Below are 20,361 nucleotides of genomic sequence, written 5' to 3'. Positions count from 1 at the left end.
CCATGATAAACTCCGTAATATTATCAATGTAGCGTCGCGTTTTTCACATTTCGGAAACATACACTATTTCTATTAGTGAATATTTCTCGAAGCAGTGTTTCTTGCTTGTCGCCCCAGCTATGCCGCGGGTTTAGAGTCCAGCACGGCGGATCGCAGCGTAGATCTGGTGCGTATCGTCTTGAGCTGATGAAGCTTTGCGGCGAGAGCAGGACTTATGCTTTCGATGCCGTATAGGATGCGTCGCCGCGTGATATGGAACTGGCGGCGCAGACGCCACCCGACATCGGTTTTCGCGGTCAGATTGAAGTGGCGATCGGCCATTTGCACCGAACCGATATCCATATCAGCCTTTTTCGGGTCGTCGTAATAGGCGGCGATCCTGGTATGATCGATAGCGGTTTCTGTCATCCATTGCGGGACATATGTGCGGCATAGGCGCTCAACATCGGTCAGAAGCCGGCTGACGCCGAGGCCCGTCGCCGGGCAGGAGGTCAAATAGGCGTCTCCGATGAGCACGACACCGTCCTGTCGGCAATTCTCGGCCAGCGTAATCTCGGTGAGCCAGCTGTCGATCCTGCTGGCAATCTCGAAGTCACCAAAATGATCGACGAGCGATGGGAAGGCGGCGATGAGCGCCTGCTTTGGATCGTCATGCAGTGACCTGACCCAGGAATCTCGTGGATCGCGAAACAGGAAAAGATTGGCACGTGTTGCATCGGCGACCGGAAATAGATCGAGACGATCGATGCCGTCACCGTCTCCATGATAGCGCAGGGCTGTATGGCGAAATCTATTGGATTGCAGCGGACGAATGTTGAAGCCGAATGCAAGAGGGCGCCTCTCGCCGATCGATTTGTGCGAAATGCCAAGATCCCGGTGGAGCATATCCCCCATACCGGTTGCGAGCACCAATAGGCGAGCAGTCAGTTCATCCTTGCCGAGAATTGAAATCCGCTGCTGCTTGGCGCTCGTCCGCAAGCCGGTGACTTGACCGACGACGAAATTCACCGTCTCCGGTAATGCCGCGCGCATCGCGCCAACGAGTCTGTTGTAGAAAAAGCCGTAATGCTGGCCGTGTGTCCGATCCAATATGCGCCCCCTGTGCAGATTGACGATGTCGTCGAAGGGCGCAGCAACCTTGAACAAGGGGGCGAGCAATTGAAGCTGCTCGAGTTTTTCGATCTCTCCACGACCGATTTTCTCAACGCGGAACTCCTGCGGAAAGACGCGATGACGGTCAATGAGCGTCACCCGATATCCCGCTCGGCCGAGCAGGCAGGCGGTAAGCGTGCCGGAAAGCCCGCCACCGACGATGGCTATGTCGGTGTCCGTTTCGGTGGCCGACGGTTCGGGATATCGCCTGTTCATCATTTCGAATACCTCAGGATCGCGTAGATGGCGTAAGGATTGGTCGTCAGGTAGCGCCAGAAGAGGCGGCGGGGCTCCATCAGCATGCGCCAGAACCACTCGAAGCCGGCCCGTTGGATCCACATGGGCGCTCTCTTCGTTTTCTCCGCCAGATGATCGAAGAGCCCGCCTGAGGTCTTGATGACGCCGACATTGGCAAGCCGTGCGGCAAAATCGTGCACGAATATCTGCTCGCGCGGAACACCAAGGCCGATCCATAATATGTCGGGAGCAAGTGCGTTGATTTCATCAAGTTTCTGCTCCAGAGCTTCCCCCGCAAGATAGCCGTGGCAATGACCCACGATGCGCAGGCCGGGATAACGGGTTTGCACGGCGGCAACGGCCCGATGGTTTGCGGTCTCGCTCGCTCCCAGGAGATAGAAGCTCACGCCCTTCTTTTCGGCCAGTTCGGCAACATCATGGAACAGGTCGGTCGTTGCCACCCGCTCGGGGAGCTGTACTCGGCAGAGCAGGCGAGAGGCCATGACGAGGGGTTGGCCGTCAGCCAGGATCTGATCGGCTTCCTTGAAGAGCTTGGCGATATTGGCATCGGCATGAACGCGCGCGACGACCTCGCCATTGGCTGATGTAAAGTAATAGGGCCGGCTGTCGCGGCGGCGGCGCGCCACATCGATCATGAAGGAGGCGGCATTGCGCCGATTGACGACGGTGATGGGCAATCCGCCGATCAGCACGCTTGGAAGCACAAGCGGATAATCTTGAGCGGGAATGGCGGCTGCGTGTTCGGGCGCGTCGGCCAGCTGCATTTGGCTCTCCTGATTTGAAATCTGCTTTTCGGAAACAAGATGTGCACGGGTGGCCTCTGCCTCGCTGAGGTCTGATTTCTCGGCGCTATTGTTGATTGAGTAAGCTCTTTCTGAATAATTTTGAGAGTCTGTACCAATATCTTGCACATCCATTACCTCCGATTGCGTAATGGTTAGCTAATATTGGCCGGAAAGTTAAGGCGTTTATTAGTATTCAGTTAATATGTAAATTTCTAAATAAATAATATTCGTATAAACTGAACTTCTTTTCCAAGCCGAACTGCCTAGGAAGGAACGGATATTTCTGAAATAATTTCAGAGGCTTGATCGCCCGCAAGTAATTCCGTTCGCGCAAGGTAATAGGAGTGATGATAGCGTTTCGCGGCTGCGAAGGAGCAGGTCGGCAGAGCTTCCTGTCAAAGTGATGCTGTCGCCGCGTGGCGGATCCAAACGGAATACGACCATGGCGTTAGCGCGTTTTTGGACAGCGATACGACGCAGCTGCTGGAGCTGTCCGGTGAGTGCAATCATTGAGATTGCAGGGTGCATCCTCCAGCATGCGGCAGACGGGATTTGCCGAGCTTAGTGGCCTCTGCAGCCACCTCGATTTTCAGGGGCGCGGCCTCGGCGCCTTGCTCTTCCATTTCATGGCTGGCGAGATTTCGGCGCGCGGTGAGACTGCCTATCTGCATGCCTATATTACGAATGCGCAGGCCATCGCTCTCTATGAAGCGATGGGCTTCGCAGCCGCTCGGAGATGAACTTGTCAGTCGTCAAGCGGCAGCCGGTTTGATTTGTCGGTAGTCGCCGCAAAGGCGGGTTACTGCTGCTGCAGCGCGAGCCTGAAACCCAAAGCCATATAGATCGTGCCGATGACCTTTCCCTGCCATCGGCCGATCGTGCGGTTGCGGCGCAGCCAGCCACCGATCGAGCCGGCGCCGACCGCCAGAAGCGAGGTGACGCTGATGCTGAGGATGACGAAAATCGCTCCCAGCAGCGCAAATTGCCCGATGACGGACCCACTTTCCGGATGAATGAACTGCGGCAGGAAGGCCAGGAAGAAAAGCGCTGTTTTCGGGTTGAGAATCTCGGTGAAGAAACCCTGGCGAAGCGCACGCATAGGAGTGATGGCCTGCGCAGTCGGCAGATCGATGCTGCCGCTTTTCTCGACAAAAGCCTTGAACCCCAGATAGATCAGATAGATGACGCCGGCATATTTGACGATCTCGAAGGCCAGTGCGGACGTGGCGAGCAAGGCCGACAACCCGAAGGTCGCCATCATCGTATGGAAAAGATCGCCGGCAGCGATGCCGATGCCGGTTGCCAATCCCACGCGCTTGCCGCCGCTGACCGCTCTGGCGAGCGTGAGCAATGTAGCAGGCCCGGGAATGACCATCAGGCCCAGCACCACCACCACATAAGTCGTCAAAACACCGAGGCTGACCATCGATCTCTCTGAAATTGCGCGCCGCGGCAAAACCCTTCGGCAACATGAACACTTGATATCAGCTATTGTTAGCTGGTTTGAAGATTAATCGATCTGAAGACCCTAGCAACAGCCATGTCGGGTTCGGGTCTCTTTCTGCGCGATGGCTTTCCAGCGGTCGTTCTATTCCTCCGGCATAGCCATCTGGTCTATAGTACGAGGCTGATTTGGTTGTAGCTCGCAATGGAGTTTGAAGTTGAGCACTGCGTTCATGAAGGAAGAAAGCGCTGAGACGGCCGCTGAAACCGTGCTGCCCGACCGGCCCATTTCTCCACATCCGAACCTCGTCACGGAAGCGGGGTTGAAGGCTCTGGAATTTCAGCTTCAGGAGGCACGCAAAGCCTATGAAACGGCAAGCGCCATCGAGGATATCAACGAGCGCCGCCGGCAGACGGCCATTCCCTTGCGCGATGCCCGTTATTTCGCGGAAAGGCTGCGGACAGCCGAAGTCATTGCGACGCCCACCTCAACCGAGATCGTTGCCTTTGGAAGCAAGGTTACCTTCAGCCGTGACGATGGCCGCGTGCAGACGTACCGCATCGTCGGCGAAGATGAAGCCGATCCTAAGGCAGGATCGATTTCCTATGTGTCGCCCGTTGCACGGTTGTTGATGGGAAAGAGGGTGGGAGACGTCATGAGCCTTGGCAATGACGAGCTGGAAATCACCGCGATCGAATAGCCTCTCCGGTATTTGGGGGCTCTTCAGAGCCTGAATGACGCGTCTGTCGCGATATGCTAATATTGCGGTCTATCAGGTGCGCAGCGGGTGATGGCGATGTTGGAGGCAGACAAGATATTCGCCGGCTCGATTCCGGAAAATTACGACCGCTATATGGTGCCGTTGATTTTCGAGCCTTATGCGGCAGACATTGCACGACGCGCCGGATATCTTAGGCCGCGCGCCGTGTTGGAAATTGCCGCAGGCACCGGAGTTGTCACCCGCGCCTTGGCGCCGAAACTATCCTCTCGTGCAAGCTACGTCGTCACCGACCTCAACCAGCCGATGCTAGATTATGCCGCTTCGCGACATCAGCCGGACGGGCGCATCACTTGGCGGCAGGCGGATGCCATGGCGCTGCCGTTCGAAAATGCGGCCTTCGATCTCGTCGTCTGCCAGTTCGGCGCGATGTTCTTCCCCGATCGCATCTCGGCGTATCGCGAGGCAAAGCGCGTTCTGAAATCAGGCGGACATTTCCTGTTCAACGTATGGGATCGCATCGAGGACAATGTTTTCGCCGACGACGTGACGAAGGCGCTGGCACGGATTTTCCCGAACGATCCGCCACGTTTTCTGGCGCGCACGCCGCATGGCTATCACGATGTGGACCGGATCCGCAGCGATCTCGAGGATGCCGGTTTCTCTGAAATCGTGATCGAAACGAGGGCAGAGCAGAGCCGCGCGTCCTCACCGCGCATTCCGGCCATCGCCTATTGTCAGGGAACCCTGCTTCGCAACGAGATCGAGGCCAGGGAAGCGGGGAAGCTGCAGGCCGCGACCGACTATGCAGCCGCCGCGATCGAAGCAAGACATGGTAGTGGCGAAGTTGCGGCCAAAATTCAAGCGCATGTAATTTTAGCCACTGCCCAAAGTGCCTGGAGCATGAGGCCGAAAGTGTAGACGCTTCCAGAGGATATCATGCTCCATCTGTTCGATTCCCATAGCGGATTCAGATTTTGGATCGTTCGACCGAAAATCATCTAGCGCTAAGGGAATATCAGTCGGTCAGGGCGGCAAGCCCGTCCGCGTTCGGCCTTTCACAGTCCTGCTCCTGACGCTCACGACGAACAAGGCTACTCCCTCAGCCGCAATGATCGCCATGGCGGCCCACAAGCCGATCTGTGTTACGTCTCTTCCGCTGCTGCGCAGGGCATAGCCGAGACACAGGAAGGGCCCATTCCACATCAAGCATCCCAGCGAGGTCGCCGCCAGGAAGGTTCTAGGGTCAAGCCGCAAAGCGCCCGCCGGCAGCGCCAGATAGATCCTGACCGCGGGAATGATCTGACCAGACAGCGTTACCCAGAAATGGTTGCGGCGGTAGGTACCGGCCAGCCGATCGTAGAAGGATAGCTTTAGCAACAGGTATCCGCCATAGCGAGCCACAACCCGACGCACTCTTCGCGGCCCGAATACCCAACCAATACCATACCAGCCAAGCCCGCCGATGACGGAACCAGCCGTCACCGCGCCAATGGACAAGGCAAGCGCAAGAAGGTCCGGCATCGTCAAGCCGAGAAGCATGAGAAGGATATAGGATGGAAAAAGTGGGACAAATTTCTCCATGACGGCGAGACAGAAAATGCCAGCCAGGCCAAAGCTCGTGAATAGCGTGACGGTGCCGGGAGCTAGCGTCACCAGTTCCTGAGCCGTCACGCGGGTTGCAACCCAGTCGGCTCGGGATGTTTCGGGACTTTGCAATCCGCCGCCCTGGAGATCCGGTAGACGGAAGCCGGCGGCAGGTTCCAGATCGTTCCGCCGATGCGTGCTTCCCTGAGTTTCAAGTGACCCAGAACCTGATCCGGAACTGGACAGTGTCGGCCGTAGGTAATTTGATGAAATGCGCCACCGGGTCTGAGATTTTTGAAGGCCTCGCCCAGAATAGCGCGGATTTCGCGCGACCGCATGGCACGAAAACCCAATCCGCTGACGACCGCACCGAATGAGGTGCCTTTAAACAGATCCGTCATGCCGATCCGCGTTGCGTCCAAACGAAGCACGCGCGCCTTGGGGAAGCGCTTTTGCAAAAGTTCGGCAAAATCGGCGTTAAGCTCAACTAACGTGAGATCGCTCTCACGCACGCCGCGCTCTAGGAGCGAATAAGTGAAAGAGCCGGTGCCAGGCCCCAGTTCCATAACCGGGCCGGTGGTTGTCCCAATACCTTGGGTTATTAAAGCCGAGATGCGCCGGCCTGATGGGGTAATCGCCGAAATGGCGCGCGGGTCACGAAGCCAGGCAAGAAGGAACGAGGTGGCATTAGTGATATACATGACGAACGTCCTCGATTGGGGAATGACGACCGGCCGCTAGGCGGTTAGGGATAACGAGGATTGGTTCGTCCTCTGGAGATGAGCAAGCGAGGTCTTACACACCCAGATTGAGAGAACCTGTCATGTTGATGGACTTCAAAAAAACCGCACGTGCTTTTCAACGCCGGAAACGAGGGCGATCTTTGCAAGGTTATCTCAACGCAACGATGCTAGCATTTGCCCTATCGATGCGGCGAGGATGGAGTTTATTGAATGCGTGTGCTTTTGGTCGAAGACGAGCGCCCAATGGCTCTTGTTCTGCGCAACGGGTTGGTTCGCCATGGCATGGTTGTGGACGACGTAGCGAGCCTGTCGGAGGCAGAAGCCGCCCTTCACGGCGATATCTATGACGTCGTTGTGCTGGACCGTCGGCTGCCGGATGGAGATGGCCTTTCGCTGGTCAAGTTGCTGCGCGTCAGGGGCAACGTCGTGCCTGTACTGGTGCTGACCGCGAAGAGTGACCTGGCTGACCGGATCGCCGGACTGGACAGCGGCGCGGACGACTATCTCGGCAAACCCTTTGCCTTCGACGAGCTTCTGGCCCGTTTGCGGGCAATCTTGCGCCGTCCAGTTCATCTGCAACCCGACATCATCAGTCTCGGTCGCATGTCATTCGATTTCGTCCATCGTGAAGCAAATGTACAAGGCGCCCACCTGCGCATGCCGCGCCGGGAATTGCTGGTGCTTGAAGCGCTGATGCGGCGTATGGGTCGCATGGTACTGCGGGAAACTTTGATGGAAGCCGTCTTCGGCATGAACGACGAAATCGAGTCAAATGCACTTGATACCCATATTTCACGCGTTCGTCGCAAACTCGCCGATGCACAGGCCGGCATCACCATCGACGGCATCCGCGGCGTCGGCTATCTCATTCGCGAGACGGCATGATGCGACAGCCTTCGCTGAAATGGTTGCTCGTCAGCAGGCTGGTGACACTGCAGGCGGGCATGATTGCGGTTGTCCTTCTCATGGTTATTGCAACGGTCTGGAGTACCGGCTACCTGATTAACGACTATGAAGGCGGCAGCCTCGATGTGTTGGCCGAAGCGACAGAGCGCGACGCAGCTGGTGGATTGGTGCTGCGAGAAACGCCGGATCTCGTTCATCTTCGCGCCAACGCACCGGATCTGTGGTTCACGATCCGCGACCCGGAGGGGCACCGGCTGCAAGCAGGCAACATTCCTATCGCCTATTTACCGCTGGTCGCAGTGCTCGGCCAACTCAGCGACGCCCGGCTGAGCGACCGGCCGGAATTGGCCGGAAAACCTGATGCGGTGATCAAATGGGTCGAAAGCCCTGCCGGGAGGGTCCAGATTCTGACGGGTACGAAAGGGAGGATGTCCGCGCGGCGGCTTGCAAAGGGTATTTCAGGCGGGTTCATCTTGGTGATACTGCCAATCATCGTGTTGATGGCGCTAGCGACGTCGCTGGCCACTCCACTGGTGGTCCGCCGGGCGCTCACCGGTCTAGCTCGGACTGCAGCGCAAGCCATCCACATCGAATTCGACAAGCGTGGCGTCCGGCTGCAGGAGAGCGATGTGCCCATCGAAATCAGCGGACTTGTCTGTGCGGTCAACGATGCGCTACGCCGCCTTGATGCGGGCTACGAGCGTCATCAGCATTTTCTAGCCCAGGCAGCCCATGAACTGCGAACGCCAATTGCCATCCTGAACGCGCGTGTTTCCGCACTCCCCGCCGGCACTGACAAACGCGACCTACTGGAAGACGCGGCCCGGCTGACGACACTCGCCGGTCAACTTCTCGACCTCCAGCGCCTCGACCAGAAGCGGAACCATTTCCTGCCGGTGAATCTGGTCGCGATGGCCAAGCAAGTGCTGTTCGACCTTGGCCCGCTGGCACTTGGTGCCGGTTATGAGGTCGCCTTCGAGCGGGAATGCGATGAGATAGTAGTGACGGGCGATCAGACATCATTGGAACGAGCACTGACGAATCTAGTTCAAAACGCCATAGACCATGGTGGACGCCAAGGAACGATTACCGTGCGTGTCGCCAAAGGCGGCTCCATCGAAGTCTGTGACGAGGGCAACGGCATTGCGAGGGACGAACATGAGCATATTTTTGAACCGTTCAATCGCCTCTCACCTGATGGCCGTGGCGCCGGACTGGGACTCAATCTGGTTCAGGAGATTATGCAGATCCATGGCGGCAGCATCGCGGTAATTAATGCCGGCTCCAAAGGTGCCTGCTTGAGAATGTCGTTTCCCTCGGATCGGGTTGCCGATCGCGTTGCGCGACCGGCCTGAGGGTTGGTCAGCAAATGATTTACGATCAAGCCTCTCTAAAGGCACAACCAATAGCATCGACGCCCCCTTCTTCCGGGAGGATCGGGTAAGGTCAGGAAACATGGCTGGTTCGGCACCGGCGCCAGCGTCTGCAAGCTTAACTGAAGAATAACTATAATTTAAAGCAGCGCTGCGCAATTATGCAGGCGGCGACGAGTTGTTATATCGTTTTGGATAGAAAATGCGGGATCCAAGACGATATTTGCCGAGATTTCCGGTGAGGTTTTATAGAAAAATACTTGAGAGTGAGGATGCGGGCCGAGCTGCCAGCAAATCCACCCACACGCTCGTGAATCTCCAGGTATTGCGTGCGCTCGCCGCCTCTTCCGTGGTTGTTGCCCATGGCTTGCACGAGACGGGCATGCTGGCGGCAGCAACAGGACGTGCAGTGGTCGATGGCTCCGCATGGAATCTCGGTTTCGGCGTCGATATATTCTTCGTCCTCTCCGGCTTCATCATGACCCACACGACCGCGTCGGAATTCGGCAAGAGCGGCGCTTCGCTCCGCTTCTTCCTGCGGCGCTGCGCACGTGTGATCCCGCTTTATTGGCTGCTGACGAGCGTCATGTTGCTTGGCGCGCTTGCAGCCCCCTCGCTTCTTGCCGTTCCTATCGGTTCCCTATCCCATGTCCTGGCATCCTATTTCTTCATTCCATCCGGGCGCGGCGTCGATGAGATCAGGCCGGTGCTCGCCCTCGGCTGGACGCTGAACTACGAGATGCTGTTTTACGTCTTTTTCGCCGCCGCACTTCTGCTGCCGATACGATTGGGCGTCTTATGGCTGTCGGTTCTCATGTTCGGAATGGCGCTCGTCGGAAGGCTCATCGATCCCCAGCATGTGCAGATAGTGTTCTGGACGAACCCGATCATTCTGGAGTTCCTCTTCGGAGTCTATGTCGCGCTGATTTTCCGCAGTGGAGCAAGGATCGGCGGCGGCTGGGCACTTGGGCTGGCAGCCATCGGGCTCCTTGGCTTCGTGCATGTCTCGACTCTTTGGAACGATGCGGACCTGCCGCAATTCCTGCGAAGCGGTGTGCCTGCGGCTTTGTTCGTTCTGGCGGCCGCGATCGGCCCCGTCCTGCCTCAAAGGCGGCCCGTCCTTTGGGGTGTCGCGCTCGGGGACGCCTCCTATAGTCTCTACCTTGTCCATCCCTTCATCCTACGGCCGCTGCGCGCGATATGGGAGAAAGTGATCGGGGCAGGGCTTCCTCTCGGACTGTTCGTCGTTTTTGCGACGCTTGTCGCCGCCATGTTTGCCAAGGCGCTTTTCAGATATGTCGAGAGGCCGCTTACGAGCCGCGTTCAGGGCCTCGCGCTTCGCTCTCCACGGAGCAAGCAGACAGCGGCCGCTCCTCTTTCGCGAGCTGATACTGAGAGCGCCTGATCTTTTTAGCGGGTGCTATTGCCAAATTGCCTCGGCATTTTGTGCATCGCGGCTAGGTCGATCTTCGCTCTGTAGTATCGGTCGACTGGCGGGTGCGGCGGCGCTTAATCGGCCCATTCCGGATCGGTCGTAAATGCAATCGTCAGCCAGCGGTCCGGGCCTTCGCCACCGATCGCTTCGCCGATCTCGTCACGGATATGGTCCCATTCCTCCAGCTTCTTCGCTGGTCCATCCGGCGGCACGATGAAGTAAAGCTCGATCTGCCTGCCGCGGCCGACGCGCGCGACATAGGAGCGGTAGGACAGGAAATTGTAGCGTTGAACGATCTCAGCCGCTACGCGGTCGACATGGTCCCGCAGATCCGCGGGCGTCACGAGCAGGATATCGGCAAATGCCTGCTTGATCGTTCCGACCGGCATGGGAATGACGATAAGGCAGACGAGAGCCAGGGCGACCGGATCGACATAGGGCGACATCCACTGCAGCTTCGTTCCTTGGATGAAGAAGCCGAAGATGAAGGCGAGGAGCAATGCGGCGCTGAGGCTGCCGGTCATCACCCAGGCCTTGGCATCCAGTGCAATGAAGTTGGATCCGATGGTCTTGTTCGCTCGCGTGGCATAGGCGGCCATCAGGAAGGCGATGATCATGGTCAGGACGGCATAGATGATGGCCTGATCGAAAGAAAGATGCCGTCCGCCGCTCATGATGCTGCCGACGGCGTTGATCAAGGCATAGACTGCTGCTCCCGTCAGCAGCACGCCATTGAGGCCGAGTACCATGGGCTCGAGATGCCAGAAACCCATGGTGAAATGCTTGGCGAATTTGCCGGCGGCGGTTGTGTTTGCCGCCGAAGATATGATCAGATTGGAAACGACCAGCGCAACGATCGTCATGCTCGCATCCGTCAGTGCGTAGATGCCATCGAAGACGATTGCGTAGGAGCCGGAGAGAAGGCCGAAGACAATACCGGCGACGGCGAGAACGAACGTCACGATAATGGAAATGCGCAGAACGCTTTGTTCGGTCGTCATTTTTCAATCCCTGGTTAGGGCGCGGCGTTCGTTTCGGAAAGACGCGGGTGTGAGCTGTCGCAACTCTTAGCCCGTCATATGCGCCGCGCCAATCGGGTTAGCTATGTCGAGGAGCCCTTGGCTCAGAAACCGAGCGGTATTTGATCTCTCATGCCTCTATGGCCTCGCGCTTTGCCCTTGCCGCCTAAACTCGCTGGGAGTGACGCCGACCAGCTTCTTGAAGTCGCGGGCAAAGTGAAAGGGGTCGGGGTAGCCGCATCGGGCGGCTATCCGGCTGATCTGCTCGTCCGTTACGACCAGCAACGGCTTTGCGGCATTCACACGCTCATGGCGCAGCCAATCCAGAGGCGTTGTTCCCATTCTCTGGCGAAAGCGGCGGAACAATTGCGCCTGGCTCAGATTCGCGGCGGTCGCGAGATCTTCTATCGCCCAGGGGCGTGTCAGGTCGGCGCGGACCAATTCCATAACCCGTTGCAATCGTTGTACGGAGGCGCTGAGTTCGCTGCTTTCGGCGCGCTCGGATACAAGGAATGAAATCAACTGTGCCAGCAGGGCAAAGCATCTGTTGTCAGCAAGAAAGCCACCCGTCTCTACTTCTTGCAGAATGCCTTCGAACAGCGCCTTTGGATCGCGGGTGTTGACCGTGTCGAAGATCGGATTGCCGATCACGCCGAGACTGTCGAACAGGGTATCGAGCCCATATCCGACGAAACCCAGCCATAGGTAGGACCAGTGCGAATGGCGCGGCTCGCAGCGATGCGAATAAAGCATCGAGGAATCGAGCCAAGCGATCGTCCTCTCATGCAGCAAGCTCGAAACCTCATTGACCTGCAGCAGGCCTTTTCCACTGAGAGTAAGGATCAGGGTGTGATGGTTGAAGCGATGGGCGATCGGCATTTCAGCAGGCGTGCAAACCCGGCGCCCGGCGGCGAGAAGCGTGTAAGGGAACGCCCGAGACAACTTGCCCGGAGTCTGAAAGAAGACGTCGTCGAGAGGGAGGGTCTCTGGTAAAATTGCTTCATGGGTCATAGCGACTTAATTCTATTTCGGAATGAGAGTTTTATCCATATGGCTGCGGCTCGCATCCATGTCCTTTCGTCGTTTGACGCTGTATTCTATGGCCGATGAACCAGATTGGATGAGGTCCTCATCATGCCGATGGCAACTCCAGCATTCGATCCGCTCTCGCAGGCGTTTACGGACGATCCTTATGCGTCTTACCGCGTGCTGCGCGCCAGCCCGGGTCCGGTCTACTATGAGCAGTTCGACATATGGCTGCTGTCGCGCTATCAGGATGTGGCTGCCGCTGCCGCCGACAAGACGCTCGTGCGATCTCTCGAATTCTTTCTCTCACCGGAGGAAATACGGGAGCAGAAGGTTCGGCAGAACTGGCATGACATGCCGAACCATTCCCGTTTCGTGCAATTCAGCCTGCTGGATTCCGATGGCGAAACCCACGACCGTCTGCGCCGCAAGGTCTTTCGTGAATTTACGCCTGCGCTCGTCGCGCGCCAGCGCGGCATGATACAGGATTTCGTCGACCGTCTGCTCGACCGTCTCCTGCAGGCAGGTACGATCGATTTCGTCGAGGATCTTGCTTCGCAGGTTCCGGGCCACATTATCGGTTCGGTGCTGGGCGTGCCGGAGGAATATGCCGGCCAACTGCGCAAGTGGTCGGAAGACGTCGTGCAATATTTCGACGTCGATCGCAGCGCGGAGCGCAAGGCGATCGCCGAACGTGCGACGACGGAGTTTTACGAACTTCTCAAGGAACTCATTACCGAGCGCTTAAGCACGCCGCGCGACGATCTTCTCTGTCGGCTGACCGAGGCGCATGCCGCCGGAGAGCTTACCGAAGACGAACTCGTTTCCACTTGCATGCTAATCCTCATGGCCGGGCATGGCTCGACGATCGATGTGCTGGGCAGCGGCATGCATGCTTTGCTACAATATCCCGAGGCTTTGAAAAAGCTGCGCGAAACCCCGACGGTGATGTCGACCGCCATTCAGGAAATGTTTCGTTTCGAGTCGCCGCTGCCATTCTTCCATCGCTATCTGACCGAGGAAAGGACGATTGCCGGCAAGCTGTTGCCAAAGGGTACGAAGATCGGTCTGCTCTATGGCGCGGCCAATCGCGATCCCGAACAATTCGAGTCGCCCGACGAGTTCGACGTCGGGCGCACGCCCAATCGCCATCTGGCGTTTGGCGGCGGCGCGCATTTCTGTCTGGGCAATCATCTGGCCCGGCTGGATATGGAGATCATTTTCTCGACGCTTCTGCAGCGCACTCGCTCGATCGAACTGCTGGACGACAATCCCGCCTACAAGCGCGGGCTGTCGGTGCGCGGACCGAAACGCCTGGACATTCGCCTCATCGCCGCATGAGCGGATTTGCCGAAAATATGGAGAATGCAATGTGTGAAATCGTGTTCATCGATTCCGCCGGCCGCGAGACGCGCGTCCAGGCACAGGAGGGCGAGACGCTGATGGCCGTCGCCGTCAGGAGCGGCATCGACGGCATCGTGGCGCAATGCGGCGGCGCCTTGGCCTGCGGCACTTGTCACTGCTACATCGAGCAGCCTCATCTCGATCGTCTGCCATCGCCTTCCGAGGAGGAGGCGATGATGATCGAATTCGTGATGGAGCCGATGCCGAACAGCCGCTTGAGCTGTCAAATCCTCGCAAGCAGTGTCGTCGACGGCATGCGGGTCATCGTGCCCGATAGCCAGCACTAGGAACTAGCTTCGAGAGGAGGTGGCCGATATAGCGACCTCACCTCGATCTTGATGGATCCGGCCTAAACCGACTGTTCCGATGCCAAGATATCGGCATAGTGAGCGCGGGCCACATCCGGATGGGAGCGTAGTCGGCTCTTCAGCTGGTTCTGGCCGACTTCGCGGAAGATCGGGTTCAGGGGATCAAGCGAGATGCCGCGCTCCGATCGCTTCAACTCTTCCGGCAGTTCGATGACGGGGATCGTCGCATCAGGCCGGGAGCCAAGAAAGAAGGCGACGGAGAAGCGCTCGACACCGGCAGGCGGTGCGACGACGTCATGCACATCGGCGCGCACGAAGCCGTTTGTCGCAAGCTCGAGCAATTCGCCGGTATTGATGACGAAGGTGCCCGGAACCGGTGGCGCATCGATCCAGACGCCGTCTTCCGTGCGCACCCGCAGACCGGGCACGGTGTCCTGCAACAGCACGGTGACGAAGCCGCCATCCTTGTGAGCGCCGACGCCCTGATCCGTTTCGGCGACATCGCGGCCGGGATAGCGGATGATCTTCAGAAGCTGCGAGGCCTGCGGCTCATAGATATCGGCGAAAACGTTTTCCGCTTGGCCGATAGCCGCTGCGATCGCCTTCAGAATATCGATGCCGATGCGCGTCACCTCTGCCTGATAGGCAAGCAGCAGCGGCTTGAGTTCCGGCAAAGCTTCCGGCCACTGGTTCGGCCCCTGCAGCCGCCGCCATGCTGGCGTATCAGGGCCGATTTCGAAGGGTGCGCTTTCGGTGTTGATGTCGAGCTGCTCGCGCCAATCCTGTTCGCCGCGGGTACGCTCTTGTCCGGCGCGGTTGTAGCCACGGAAGTGGGGCGATTTCACCATCTCGATCTTGAGCTTTTCTTCAAGCGGCAATGCAAAGAAACGCTTCGCCGTCGCAACGACATCGGCAATGAGCTTGGGGTCGACGCCGTGGCCGGTTAGATAGAAGAAACCATGGTCGTAGAGCACTTTGCGAAGCTCCGCGACGAATGCCCGGCGTTCCGAGGACGAGGCGTAGAAGCGCTGGAGATCGAGCGTGGGCAGTGATGTATCGGAGCCGGTCGGCGCGGTATGGGAGGTCAATGAGGTTTCCTCTTTCAAGCTCGTCTTTGTTCTCGGGTCGTGATGCCATCGCCTGCCGTGTCCGAGCCGTGATGACGCAAATCGCCCTTATGGGTTGAGACGAGGCTAGAAGCCCTTCGTTACTAAGGCAAAGAAGATAATCTCAAAGATCGCTGATCTTTTGGAATGGTTTTTACAGCCGTCGTTCTCGCGAGGATATGGTCGTTGGAGCGGATCAATACGCCGGCACGCAATTGAAAGCGGGATATTCCTGAATCCATAACGATCATGGTTCGTGCGGCTTCTGCCATGGATGGCCTCCGATTATGCGGCGAATGGAAAATCATGTGCCGGATATCGGCATCCGGTTCCGGGATATAGCAAAGCAGTTTAAAGGTTGTTTCTTCCTGCCCCATTTTCTAATCCAATCGGGTCCTGGCGATGCGTTTCGTAAATCCAATCCCCTTTGTCAGTGATATCGGGCGCTCGAAGGCGTTCTATGGCGATCTGCTGGGCCTCAGGATCCTGCACGACTTCGGCAACTTCGTGCTGTTCGAGACCGGCTTTGCGATCCATGACGGAAAGTCGCTGGAGAAAACGGTCTGGGGCGCGAACGGCGAAGCATCCGGGCCCTATGGGCGGCGAAATATCCTTCTCTATTTCGAACATGAGGACGTCGATGCGGCATTCGAAGCGATAGCGCCGCATGTCGATCTCATTCATCCGATCGAGAGGCAGGAATGGGGGCAGCGCGTATTCCGTTTCTACGATCCGGACGGCCATGCAGTGGAGATCGGCGAGCCGCAGTTGGACATGATGGGCGGTTGATCTTTGCTACCGTTAGCTGATGCAAGAGGGGAACGCGATCGCAGCATGTTCTGCCATTGAGCCGTTTTAGCTGCGCGTGAAACCAAGACAATGTATGGTCTATGCACATCATAATGAAACGGATCTTATGCTTATCGCCCAAATCAGCGACATTCATGCTAGCCCCACGAATGATAGCATAGCGCGACTCGACCGTGTTATGTCATGGTTAGCGGTCCTTCAACCGGATTTGCTGGTGGTATCGGGTGATCTGATCGACGGGAATTGGCCCGAGGGCTATGGCCTCATATCGGCTTCGCTACATCGTCTTGCCTGTCGATCATTGATCCTGCCAGGCAACTCGGATGATCGAGCCGTCATGCGGGCGATCATGCCGCAGGCAGAACATTGGCATGACCGATCGGCAATGCATTTTATCGAACCCTACGGCGGGGCTCTCATAATCGGGCTCGACACCTGCGTGGATGGCGAAGCCTATGGTGACGTCACACAACATCTTTCCTGGTTGCGGCAGGCGCTGGCGGGTAGCTCGGACAGCACGTCGTTGCTTTTCACTCATCATCATGTGTTCCCTTGTGGTATTTCCGTGTTGGATGCGGTCATGTGCAAGGGCACCCGCGCCTTGGCGGATCTGCTGGCAAGCGGCATCAAACCGCCGGCCGCGATTTGCAGTGGTCATGTTCATCGCAGCATGTCGAGCCTGTTTGCTGGCATTCCGGCTCATATATGCGGTTCCGTGTGCCCCGCCAATCCTCTCATGCTCGATGCATCCCGCACGCCGCCAGCAATGGACCCACCCGCCTTGATGATACACGATTTGAGGCATGGTCGTCTTGTCAGTAGCCATGTTTCCGTCTGAAATGGCCGCAAAGACAGTGATGAATGTCCTTTTGCATCATCGAAGGGGATGACAAAACCGCTTGCTCTCCTATTCTCATTGGCCAGATCACGTCTTGAGCGTCGGTGGCCGCCGGCGTTCGATCTCGGCCATTGGGAGGATATCATGACGCGCACGGTGATTATCGGTGCAACGGGCCATGTCGGCACTTATCTGGTGCCGCGGCTGGTCGAAGCCGGGCATGAGGTGGTGGCGATCAGCCGCGGCCAGGCCAAGCCCTATTCGCCGAACAGGGCATGGAGCGAAGTGGAAATGCTGGCGATGGATCGCGCTGCCATGGAGAAGGATGGCAGCTTCGGCCCGGCCATTCGTGCCTTGAAGCCGGATATCGTCATCGACATGATCTGCTTCACGCTCGACAGCGCAAGGCATCTGACCGAGGCGCTCACCGATCATGTCGGCCATTTCCTGCATACGGGCACGATCTGGACGCATGGATTTTCGACCGTGGTTCCGACCCCGGAAGAGGCGCCGAAGCGGCCCTTCGGCGATTATGGCATCCAGAAAGCTGCGATCGAAGCGCATCTGCTTGAGGAAGCGCGGCGCAGGGGATTCCCCGCAACCCTGATCCATCCCGGTCATATCGTCGGTCCCGGGTGGGAACCTCTCAATCCCGCCGGGCATTTCAACCTGTCGGCGTTTTCGACATTGGCGCGCGGTGAAACCCTCGTCCTGCCGAATTTCGGCTTGGAGACGGTTCATCATGTCCATGCCGATGATGTCGCGCAGATGTTCATGGGTGCTATCGCCAATTGGCGCGTTTCGACGGGAGAGGCTTTCCACGCGGTTTCAAGCGGTGCGCTGACGCTCAAAGGCTATGCAGAGGCCATGTCGCGCTGGTTCGGACATGAGCCGAAGCTGGAATTTCTGCCTTACGAAAAATGGGCGGAAAGCCAATCGGCGGAGGATGCGCAGGCGACCTGGGAACATGTGGCCCGAAGCCCGAATTGCTCGATCGCCAAGGCCGAACGGCTACTCGGATACCGGCCGCGCTATACGTCGCTACAGGCCGTTCAGGAAGCGGTCGCCTGGCTCATGGAGAACGGCCGGCTCGGCTGAAAGGCCGGGCTTTAAGCCTCAGCGGTTCTTGAGCCAGGCATCCATGCCTTTTGCCGCTGCATGCCCGGTCGCAAAGCAGGCCGTCAGAAGATAGCCGCCGGTCGGCGCTTCCCAATCGATCATTTCTCCGGCGGCGAACATGCCGGGGAGCTTCTTCAACATATAGCGCTCATCGAGCTCATCCCATCGGATGCCGCCGGCGGACGAGATGGCCTCGGCGATGGGTCTCGGCCTCAGCAACGGAATCGGCAAAGCCTTGATCAGGCGGGCAAGGGGTTCCGCATGCGAGAGAACTGCGGGTTCGGCAAGCTCGCGCAGAAGGCCCGCCTTGACGCCCTCGATGCCGGCGCCCTTGCGCAGGCGATTGGAGAAACTGGCCTTGGGATCCTGCCGCGCCAGATCGCGCGCCAAACGCTCCTCGGCGCGTCCGGGCGCCAGATCGACAATGAGGGAGGCCTCGCCCGTTTTTGCCGACCGATCGCGCAGCGAAGCGGCATGCGCGTAGACCAGACTGCCCTCGATCCCCGTTTTCGAGATGACGAATTCGCCGGGAAAAGTCCCTGCCTGCGATGTCGCCGTCACCGCCTTCAGGGGTTCCCCGGCAAAGCGTTCGCTGAACGTCGCACTCCAGGTGACGTCGAAACCGCAATTGGCCGGTTGAAACGCGGCGATGTCGATGCCTTTGCCCCGAAGCCAGCTGACCCATGCCGCATCCGAGCCCAGCTGGGCATAGCTTGCCCCACCGAGCGCGAGCAGAACGGCGTCATGACGCACAAGTTCGCGCCCCTCTGGCGTCTCGAAGACCAGACTGCCGTTCTCGAAGCCGCACCAGCGATGCCGCCTCATGATGCTGACATCGAGTGCTTCCAGCCTTGCCAGCCACGCCCGCAGCAGCGGCGATGCCTTCATGACTTTCGGGAAGACGCGGCCGGACGAGCCGACGAAGGTTTCCGTTCCCAGGCCTTCCGCCCAGGCTCTGACGTCATCCGGCTGGAAATCGTCCAGTGCTGCACGCAATCGGGACGAGGCAGCGCCGAAGCGGGTGGCAAAGATCCCGTAGTCTTCCGAATGCGTGATGTTGAGACCGGATTTTCCGGCCAGCAGAAACTTGCGCGCAACCGTCGGCATGCTGTCGTAGATCACAATGCGATGGCCCAGCCGCGATAAGGTCTCTGCAGCCATCAATCCCGCAGGGCCGCCGCCAATGATTGCGATTTGGTTTCTGGTCATGCTCGCCCGATGCCACTTTCCTGTTGCTCTCTAAGGCCTGATCGGGCCTGAAAGCAAGATCGTCACCATATACTGCCCAAATCAGCGCCTTCGTTCGGATGGCTCGACACCGGTGGCAATTTCCTGTTTCCGGGTCATAATCACAGCCGCAACCGCGTTTAAATCGATATAACCATATGGTTACTATCGCCTCTGATTCACCGGGGGCTGTCAACTTATGCGATGATCGGTTACTTATCGGCGTGAGGATGGGCCGCATAAGCCTTATGAAATGCCGCCGGGAGCCATGATGTCGGAAGCCAAGACCGTGAAGCGCAGCGCAAAGAGTGCAGACCTTGCGAATGCAGAGCAAACCCCCTCGCGCACAGCTTCGGAACGGCCCCGTCTCAGGGATGCGGAACGCACCAGCAAGGCTATTCTGGCGGCCGCAACCAAGGAGTTTGCCGAGCGGGGCTATGGCGGAGCCCGCGTCGATGCCATCGCCGAACGGGCGAAAATCAACAAGCGAATGCTCTATCACTATTTCGGCGGTAAGGATGCGCTCTACGTCGCCGTTTTGGAAGGCAGCTATATCGCTATTCGCTCGGCAGAGGCGCGGCTCGATCTCTCGCATCGCTCGCCCGCCGACGGCATGCGGGAGCTGGTCGTCTTCACCTGGCAATATTTTCTGGATCATCCGGAGTTTCTGGGGATTCTCAGCACGGAAAACATGCATAAGGCCCGCTTCCTGAAGCGTTCGGCACGCATTTTCGAGCTGCACTCGCCGCTGGTTTCCGAGATCTCCGGCCTGCTCGATCGCGGCGCGGCGACAGGCGTATTCCGCAGCGATTGCGATCCGGTGAAAATCTATATGAGCATTGCGGCACTCGGCTCATTTTTCCTGACGAACCGCTGGACGCTTTCCACGATCTTCCGCCGCAACCTCTCGGACAAGAGCGAAATTGATGCCTGGGGCGAGCATATCGTCGACGTGATTTTCGCCTATCTGCGTCCCTAAAATCCTTAAGGTAACAAGCTCGGCAACGATGGATGATTGCCGCTGCGGCCATTGACGATGGCCGTTGACAGCATGGCTTCGCCGTGTCAGTTATGTAACTATATAGTTATTTACGGGAGGAAGA

General features: G+C 58.0%; 21 protein-coding genes and 1 pseudogene. 12 read left to right on the top strand and 10 right to left on the bottom strand.

The window, feature by feature from the left end; genetic code table 11:
- Positions 1 to 117: 117 nt before the first annotated feature.
- Together ACK83U_RS26200 and ACK83U_RS26195 are read right to left on the bottom strand one after the other, a co-directional pair.
- Positions 118 to 1,371 carry an FAD-dependent oxidoreductase gene (locus ACK83U_RS26200; RefSeq protein ID WP_112603316.1) on the bottom strand — a complete coding sequence of 418 codons (1,254 nt, stop codon included), beginning with the start codon at positions 1,369 to 1,371 and terminating at the stop codon, positions 118 to 120.
- Positions 1,368 to 2,174 carry a WecB/TagA/CpsF family glycosyltransferase gene (locus ACK83U_RS26195; protein WP_112603518.1) on the bottom strand — a complete coding sequence of 269 codons (807 nt, stop codon included), beginning with the start codon at positions 2,172 to 2,174 and terminating at the stop codon, positions 1,368 to 1,370. The genes ACK83U_RS26200 and ACK83U_RS26195 overlap by 4 nt, the downstream gene beginning before the upstream one ends.
- A 545-nt stretch (positions 2,175 to 2,719) precedes the next feature.
- Between ACK83U_RS26195 and ACK83U_RS26190 the strand changes: the two are divergent.
- Positions 2,720 to 2,967 (top strand): annotated as a pseudogene (locus ACK83U_RS26190) (GNAT family N-acetyltransferase); the annotation flags it as partial.
- 27 nt (positions 2,968 to 2,994) lie between these two features.
- Here ACK83U_RS26190 and ACK83U_RS26185 read toward each other — a convergent pair.
- A complete protein-coding gene (locus ACK83U_RS26185) occupies positions 2,995 to 3,621 on the bottom strand; it encodes a LysE family translocator (protein ID WP_112603318.1) in 627 nt (208 codons plus the stop codon).
- Between the two features lie 235 nt (positions 3,622 to 3,856).
- Between ACK83U_RS26185 and greA the strand changes: the two genes are divergently transcribed.
- Together greA and ACK83U_RS26175 are read left to right on the top strand one after the other, a co-directional pair.
- Positions 3,857 to 4,339 (top strand): transcription elongation factor GreA, encoded by a 483-nt coding sequence (gene greA, locus ACK83U_RS26180; protein WP_112603320.1) that lies wholly within the window; start codon positions 3,857 to 3,859, stop codon positions 4,337 to 4,339.
- A 96-nt stretch (positions 4,340 to 4,435) separates the two neighbouring features.
- Positions 4,436 to 5,278, top strand: a complete 843-nt coding sequence (locus ACK83U_RS26175; RefSeq protein WP_112603520.1) for a class I SAM-dependent methyltransferase — start codon at positions 4,436 to 4,438, stop codon at positions 5,276 to 5,278.
- Between the two features lie 105 nt (positions 5,279 to 5,383).
- Here ACK83U_RS26175 and ACK83U_RS26170 read toward each other — a convergent pair whose 3' ends face one another.
- Together ACK83U_RS26170 and ACK83U_RS26165 are read right to left on the bottom strand one after the other, a co-directional pair.
- A complete protein-coding gene (locus ACK83U_RS26170; protein ID WP_348648137.1) occupies positions 5,384 to 6,031 on the bottom strand; it encodes a DedA family protein in 648 nt (215 codons plus the stop codon).
- Positions 6,028 to 6,645, bottom strand: a complete 618-nt coding sequence (locus tag ACK83U_RS26165; RefSeq protein ID WP_112603322.1) for a class I SAM-dependent methyltransferase — start codon at positions 6,643 to 6,645, stop codon at positions 6,028 to 6,030. Before ACK83U_RS26165 ends, ACK83U_RS26170 begins: the two co-directional genes overlap by 4 nt.
- Before the next feature lie 252 nt (positions 6,646 to 6,897).
- On the opposite strand from ACK83U_RS26165, the gene ACK83U_RS26160 reads away from it, so the two are divergent.
- The 3 genes from ACK83U_RS26160 to ACK83U_RS26150 all read left to right on the top strand — a co-directional run bounded on the left by ACK83U_RS26160 (position 6,898) and on the right by ACK83U_RS26150 (position 10,371).
- Positions 6,898 to 7,572, top strand: coding sequence for a response regulator transcription factor (locus ACK83U_RS26160; RefSeq protein WP_112603324.1), 675 nt, complete (start codon positions 6,898 to 6,900; stop codon positions 7,570 to 7,572).
- Positions 7,572 to 8,948 carry a sensor histidine kinase gene (locus ACK83U_RS26155; protein WP_112603524.1) on the top strand — a complete coding sequence of 459 codons (1,377 nt, stop codon included), beginning with the start codon at positions 7,572 to 7,574 and terminating at the stop codon, positions 8,946 to 8,948. The genes ACK83U_RS26160 and ACK83U_RS26155 overlap by 1 nt, the downstream gene beginning before the upstream one ends.
- Positions 8,949 to 9,204: 256 nt before the next feature.
- Positions 9,205 to 10,371 (top strand): acyltransferase, encoded by a 1,167-nt coding sequence (locus tag ACK83U_RS26150; RefSeq protein WP_348648138.1) that lies wholly within the window; start codon positions 9,205 to 9,207, stop codon positions 10,369 to 10,371.
- A gap of 104 nt (positions 10,372 to 10,475) precedes the next feature.
- On the opposite strand, the gene ACK83U_RS26145 is transcribed toward ACK83U_RS26150, so the two are convergent.
- Both ACK83U_RS26145 and ACK83U_RS26140 read right to left on the bottom strand, forming a co-directional pair.
- Positions 10,476 to 11,402 (bottom strand): cation transporter, encoded by a 927-nt coding sequence (locus tag ACK83U_RS26145; protein WP_112603328.1) that lies wholly within the window; start codon positions 11,400 to 11,402, stop codon positions 10,476 to 10,478.
- 156 nt (positions 11,403 to 11,558) lie between these two features.
- A complete protein-coding gene (locus ACK83U_RS26140) occupies positions 11,559 to 12,431 on the bottom strand; it encodes a helix-turn-helix domain-containing protein (protein WP_412474919.1) in 873 nt (290 codons plus the stop codon).
- Between the two features lie 123 nt (positions 12,432 to 12,554).
- Here ACK83U_RS26140 and ACK83U_RS26135 point away from each other — a divergent pair, with 123 nt between their 5' ends.
- Together ACK83U_RS26135 and ACK83U_RS26130 are read left to right on the top strand one after the other, a co-directional pair.
- Positions 12,555 to 13,787 (top strand): cytochrome P450, encoded by a 1,233-nt coding sequence (locus ACK83U_RS26135; RefSeq protein WP_112603528.1) that lies wholly within the window; start codon positions 12,555 to 12,557, stop codon positions 13,785 to 13,787.
- Positions 13,788 to 13,816: 29 nt separating this feature from the next.
- Entirely contained in the window at positions 13,817 to 14,137 is a 321-nt protein-coding gene (locus tag ACK83U_RS26130; RefSeq protein ID WP_112603530.1) for a 2Fe-2S iron-sulfur cluster-binding protein, read from the top strand.
- 62 nt (positions 14,138 to 14,199) lie between these two features.
- On the opposite strand, the gene ACK83U_RS26125 is transcribed toward ACK83U_RS26130, so the two are convergent.
- Entirely contained in the window at positions 14,200 to 15,246 is a 1,047-nt protein-coding gene (locus ACK83U_RS26125) for an isopenicillin N synthase family dioxygenase (RefSeq protein WP_112603330.1), read from the bottom strand.
- A gap of 122 nt (positions 15,247 to 15,368) precedes the next feature.
- On the bottom strand, positions 15,369 to 15,641 hold the full coding sequence (locus ACK83U_RS26120; RefSeq protein WP_348648139.1) for a hypothetical protein: 273 nt from the start codon (positions 15,639 to 15,641) through the stop codon (positions 15,369 to 15,371).
- 25 nt (positions 15,642 to 15,666) lie between these two features.
- Between ACK83U_RS26120 and ACK83U_RS26115 the strand changes: the two genes are divergently transcribed.
- The 3 genes from ACK83U_RS26115 to ACK83U_RS26105 all read left to right on the top strand — a co-directional run bounded on the left by ACK83U_RS26115 (position 15,667) and on the right by ACK83U_RS26105 (position 18,010).
- Positions 15,667 to 16,053: a VOC family protein gene (locus tag ACK83U_RS26115; protein WP_112603332.1), complete on the top strand. Its 387-nt coding sequence runs from the start codon at positions 15,667 to 15,669 to the stop codon at positions 16,051 to 16,053.
- A gap of 94 nt (positions 16,054 to 16,147) precedes the next feature.
- Positions 16,148 to 16,912: a phosphodiesterase gene (locus ACK83U_RS26110; protein ID WP_210290346.1), complete on the top strand. Its 765-nt coding sequence runs from the start codon at positions 16,148 to 16,150 to the stop codon at positions 16,910 to 16,912.
- A gap of 144 nt (positions 16,913 to 17,056) precedes the next feature.
- Positions 17,057 to 18,010: an NAD-dependent epimerase/dehydratase family protein gene (locus ACK83U_RS26105; protein WP_112603334.1), complete on the top strand. Its 954-nt coding sequence runs from the start codon at positions 17,057 to 17,059 to the stop codon at positions 18,008 to 18,010.
- An 18-nt stretch (positions 18,011 to 18,028) separates the two neighbouring features.
- Here the strand turns inward: ACK83U_RS26105 and ACK83U_RS26100 are convergent, their stop codons facing one another.
- Positions 18,029 to 19,240: a TIGR03862 family flavoprotein gene (locus ACK83U_RS26100; protein ID WP_112603336.1), complete on the bottom strand. Its 1,212-nt coding sequence runs from the start codon at positions 19,238 to 19,240 to the stop codon at positions 18,029 to 18,031.
- A gap of 289 nt (positions 19,241 to 19,529) precedes the next feature.
- Between ACK83U_RS26100 and ACK83U_RS26095 the strand changes: the two genes are divergently transcribed.
- Entirely contained in the window at positions 19,530 to 20,237 is a 708-nt protein-coding gene (locus ACK83U_RS26095; protein WP_112337128.1) for a TetR/AcrR family transcriptional regulator, read from the top strand.
- Positions 20,238 to 20,361: the final 124 nt, after the last annotated feature.

It is taken from the genome of Rhizobium sp. WW22 (genome assembly GCF_047041135.1).
Lineage (GTDB): Bacteria > Pseudomonadota > Alphaproteobacteria > Rhizobiales > Rhizobiaceae > Rhizobium.
The sequence above is the reverse complement of the archived record's forward strand: the minus strand, read 5'-3'. Positions and strand labels throughout refer to the sequence as shown.

Bases quoted from the DNA above. Each gene is read 5' to 3' on its own strand.
- ACK83U_RS26110 (WP_210290346.1), top strand. From the start codon at position 16,148: ATGGTCTATGCACATCATAATGAAACGGATCTTATGCTTATCGCCCAA.
- ACK83U_RS26165 (WP_112603322.1), bottom strand. From the start codon at position 6,645: ATGTATATCACTAATGCCACCTCGTTCCTTCTTGCCTGGCTTCGTGAC.
- ACK83U_RS26145 (WP_112603328.1), bottom strand. From the start codon at position 11,402: ATGACGACCGAACAAAGCGTTCTGCGCATTTCCATTATCGTGACGTTC.
- ACK83U_RS26175 (WP_112603520.1), top strand. From the start codon at position 4,436: ATGTTGGAGGCAGACAAGATATTCGCCGGCTCGATTCCGGAAAATTAC.
- ACK83U_RS26155 (WP_112603524.1), top strand. From the start codon at position 7,572: ATGCGACAGCCTTCGCTGAAATGGTTGCTCGTCAGCAGGCTGGTGACA.
- ACK83U_RS26115 (WP_112603332.1), top strand. From the start codon at position 15,667: ATGCGTTTCGTAAATCCAATCCCCTTTGTCAGTGATATCGGGCGCTCG.
- ACK83U_RS26105 (WP_112603334.1), top strand. From the start codon at position 17,057: ATGACGCGCACGGTGATTATCGGTGCAACGGGCCATGTCGGCACTTAT.
- ACK83U_RS26130 (WP_112603530.1), top strand. From the start codon at position 13,817: ATGTGTGAAATCGTGTTCATCGATTCCGCCGGCCGCGAGACGCGCGTC.
- ACK83U_RS26195 (WP_112603518.1), bottom strand. From the start codon at position 2,174: ATGCAGCTGGCCGACGCGCCCGAACACGCAGCCGCCATTCCCGCTCAA.
- ACK83U_RS26185 (WP_112603318.1), bottom strand. From the start codon at position 3,621: ATGGTCAGCCTCGGTGTTTTGACGACTTATGTGGTGGTGGTGCTGGGC.
- ACK83U_RS26100 (WP_112603336.1), bottom strand. From the start codon at position 19,240: ATGACCAGAAACCAAATCGCAATCATTGGCGGCGGCCCTGCGGGATTG.
- ACK83U_RS26160 (WP_112603324.1), top strand. From the start codon at position 6,898: ATGCGTGTGCTTTTGGTCGAAGACGAGCGCCCAATGGCTCTTGTTCTG.
- ACK83U_RS26140 (WP_412474919.1), bottom strand. From the start codon at position 12,431: ATGACCCATGAAGCAATTTTACCAGAGACCCTCCCTCTCGACGACGTC.
- ACK83U_RS26200 (WP_112603316.1), bottom strand. From the start codon at position 1,371: ATGATGAACAGGCGATATCCCGAACCGTCGGCCACCGAAACGGACACC.
- ACK83U_RS26095 (WP_112337128.1), top strand. From the start codon at position 19,530: ATGTCGGAAGCCAAGACCGTGAAGCGCAGCGCAAAGAGTGCAGACCTT.
- ACK83U_RS26120 (WP_348648139.1), bottom strand. From the start codon at position 15,641: ATGGGGCAGGAAGAAACAACCTTTAAACTGCTTTGCTATATCCCGGAA.
- ACK83U_RS26135 (WP_112603528.1), top strand. From the start codon at position 12,555: ATGCCGATGGCAACTCCAGCATTCGATCCGCTCTCGCAGGCGTTTACG.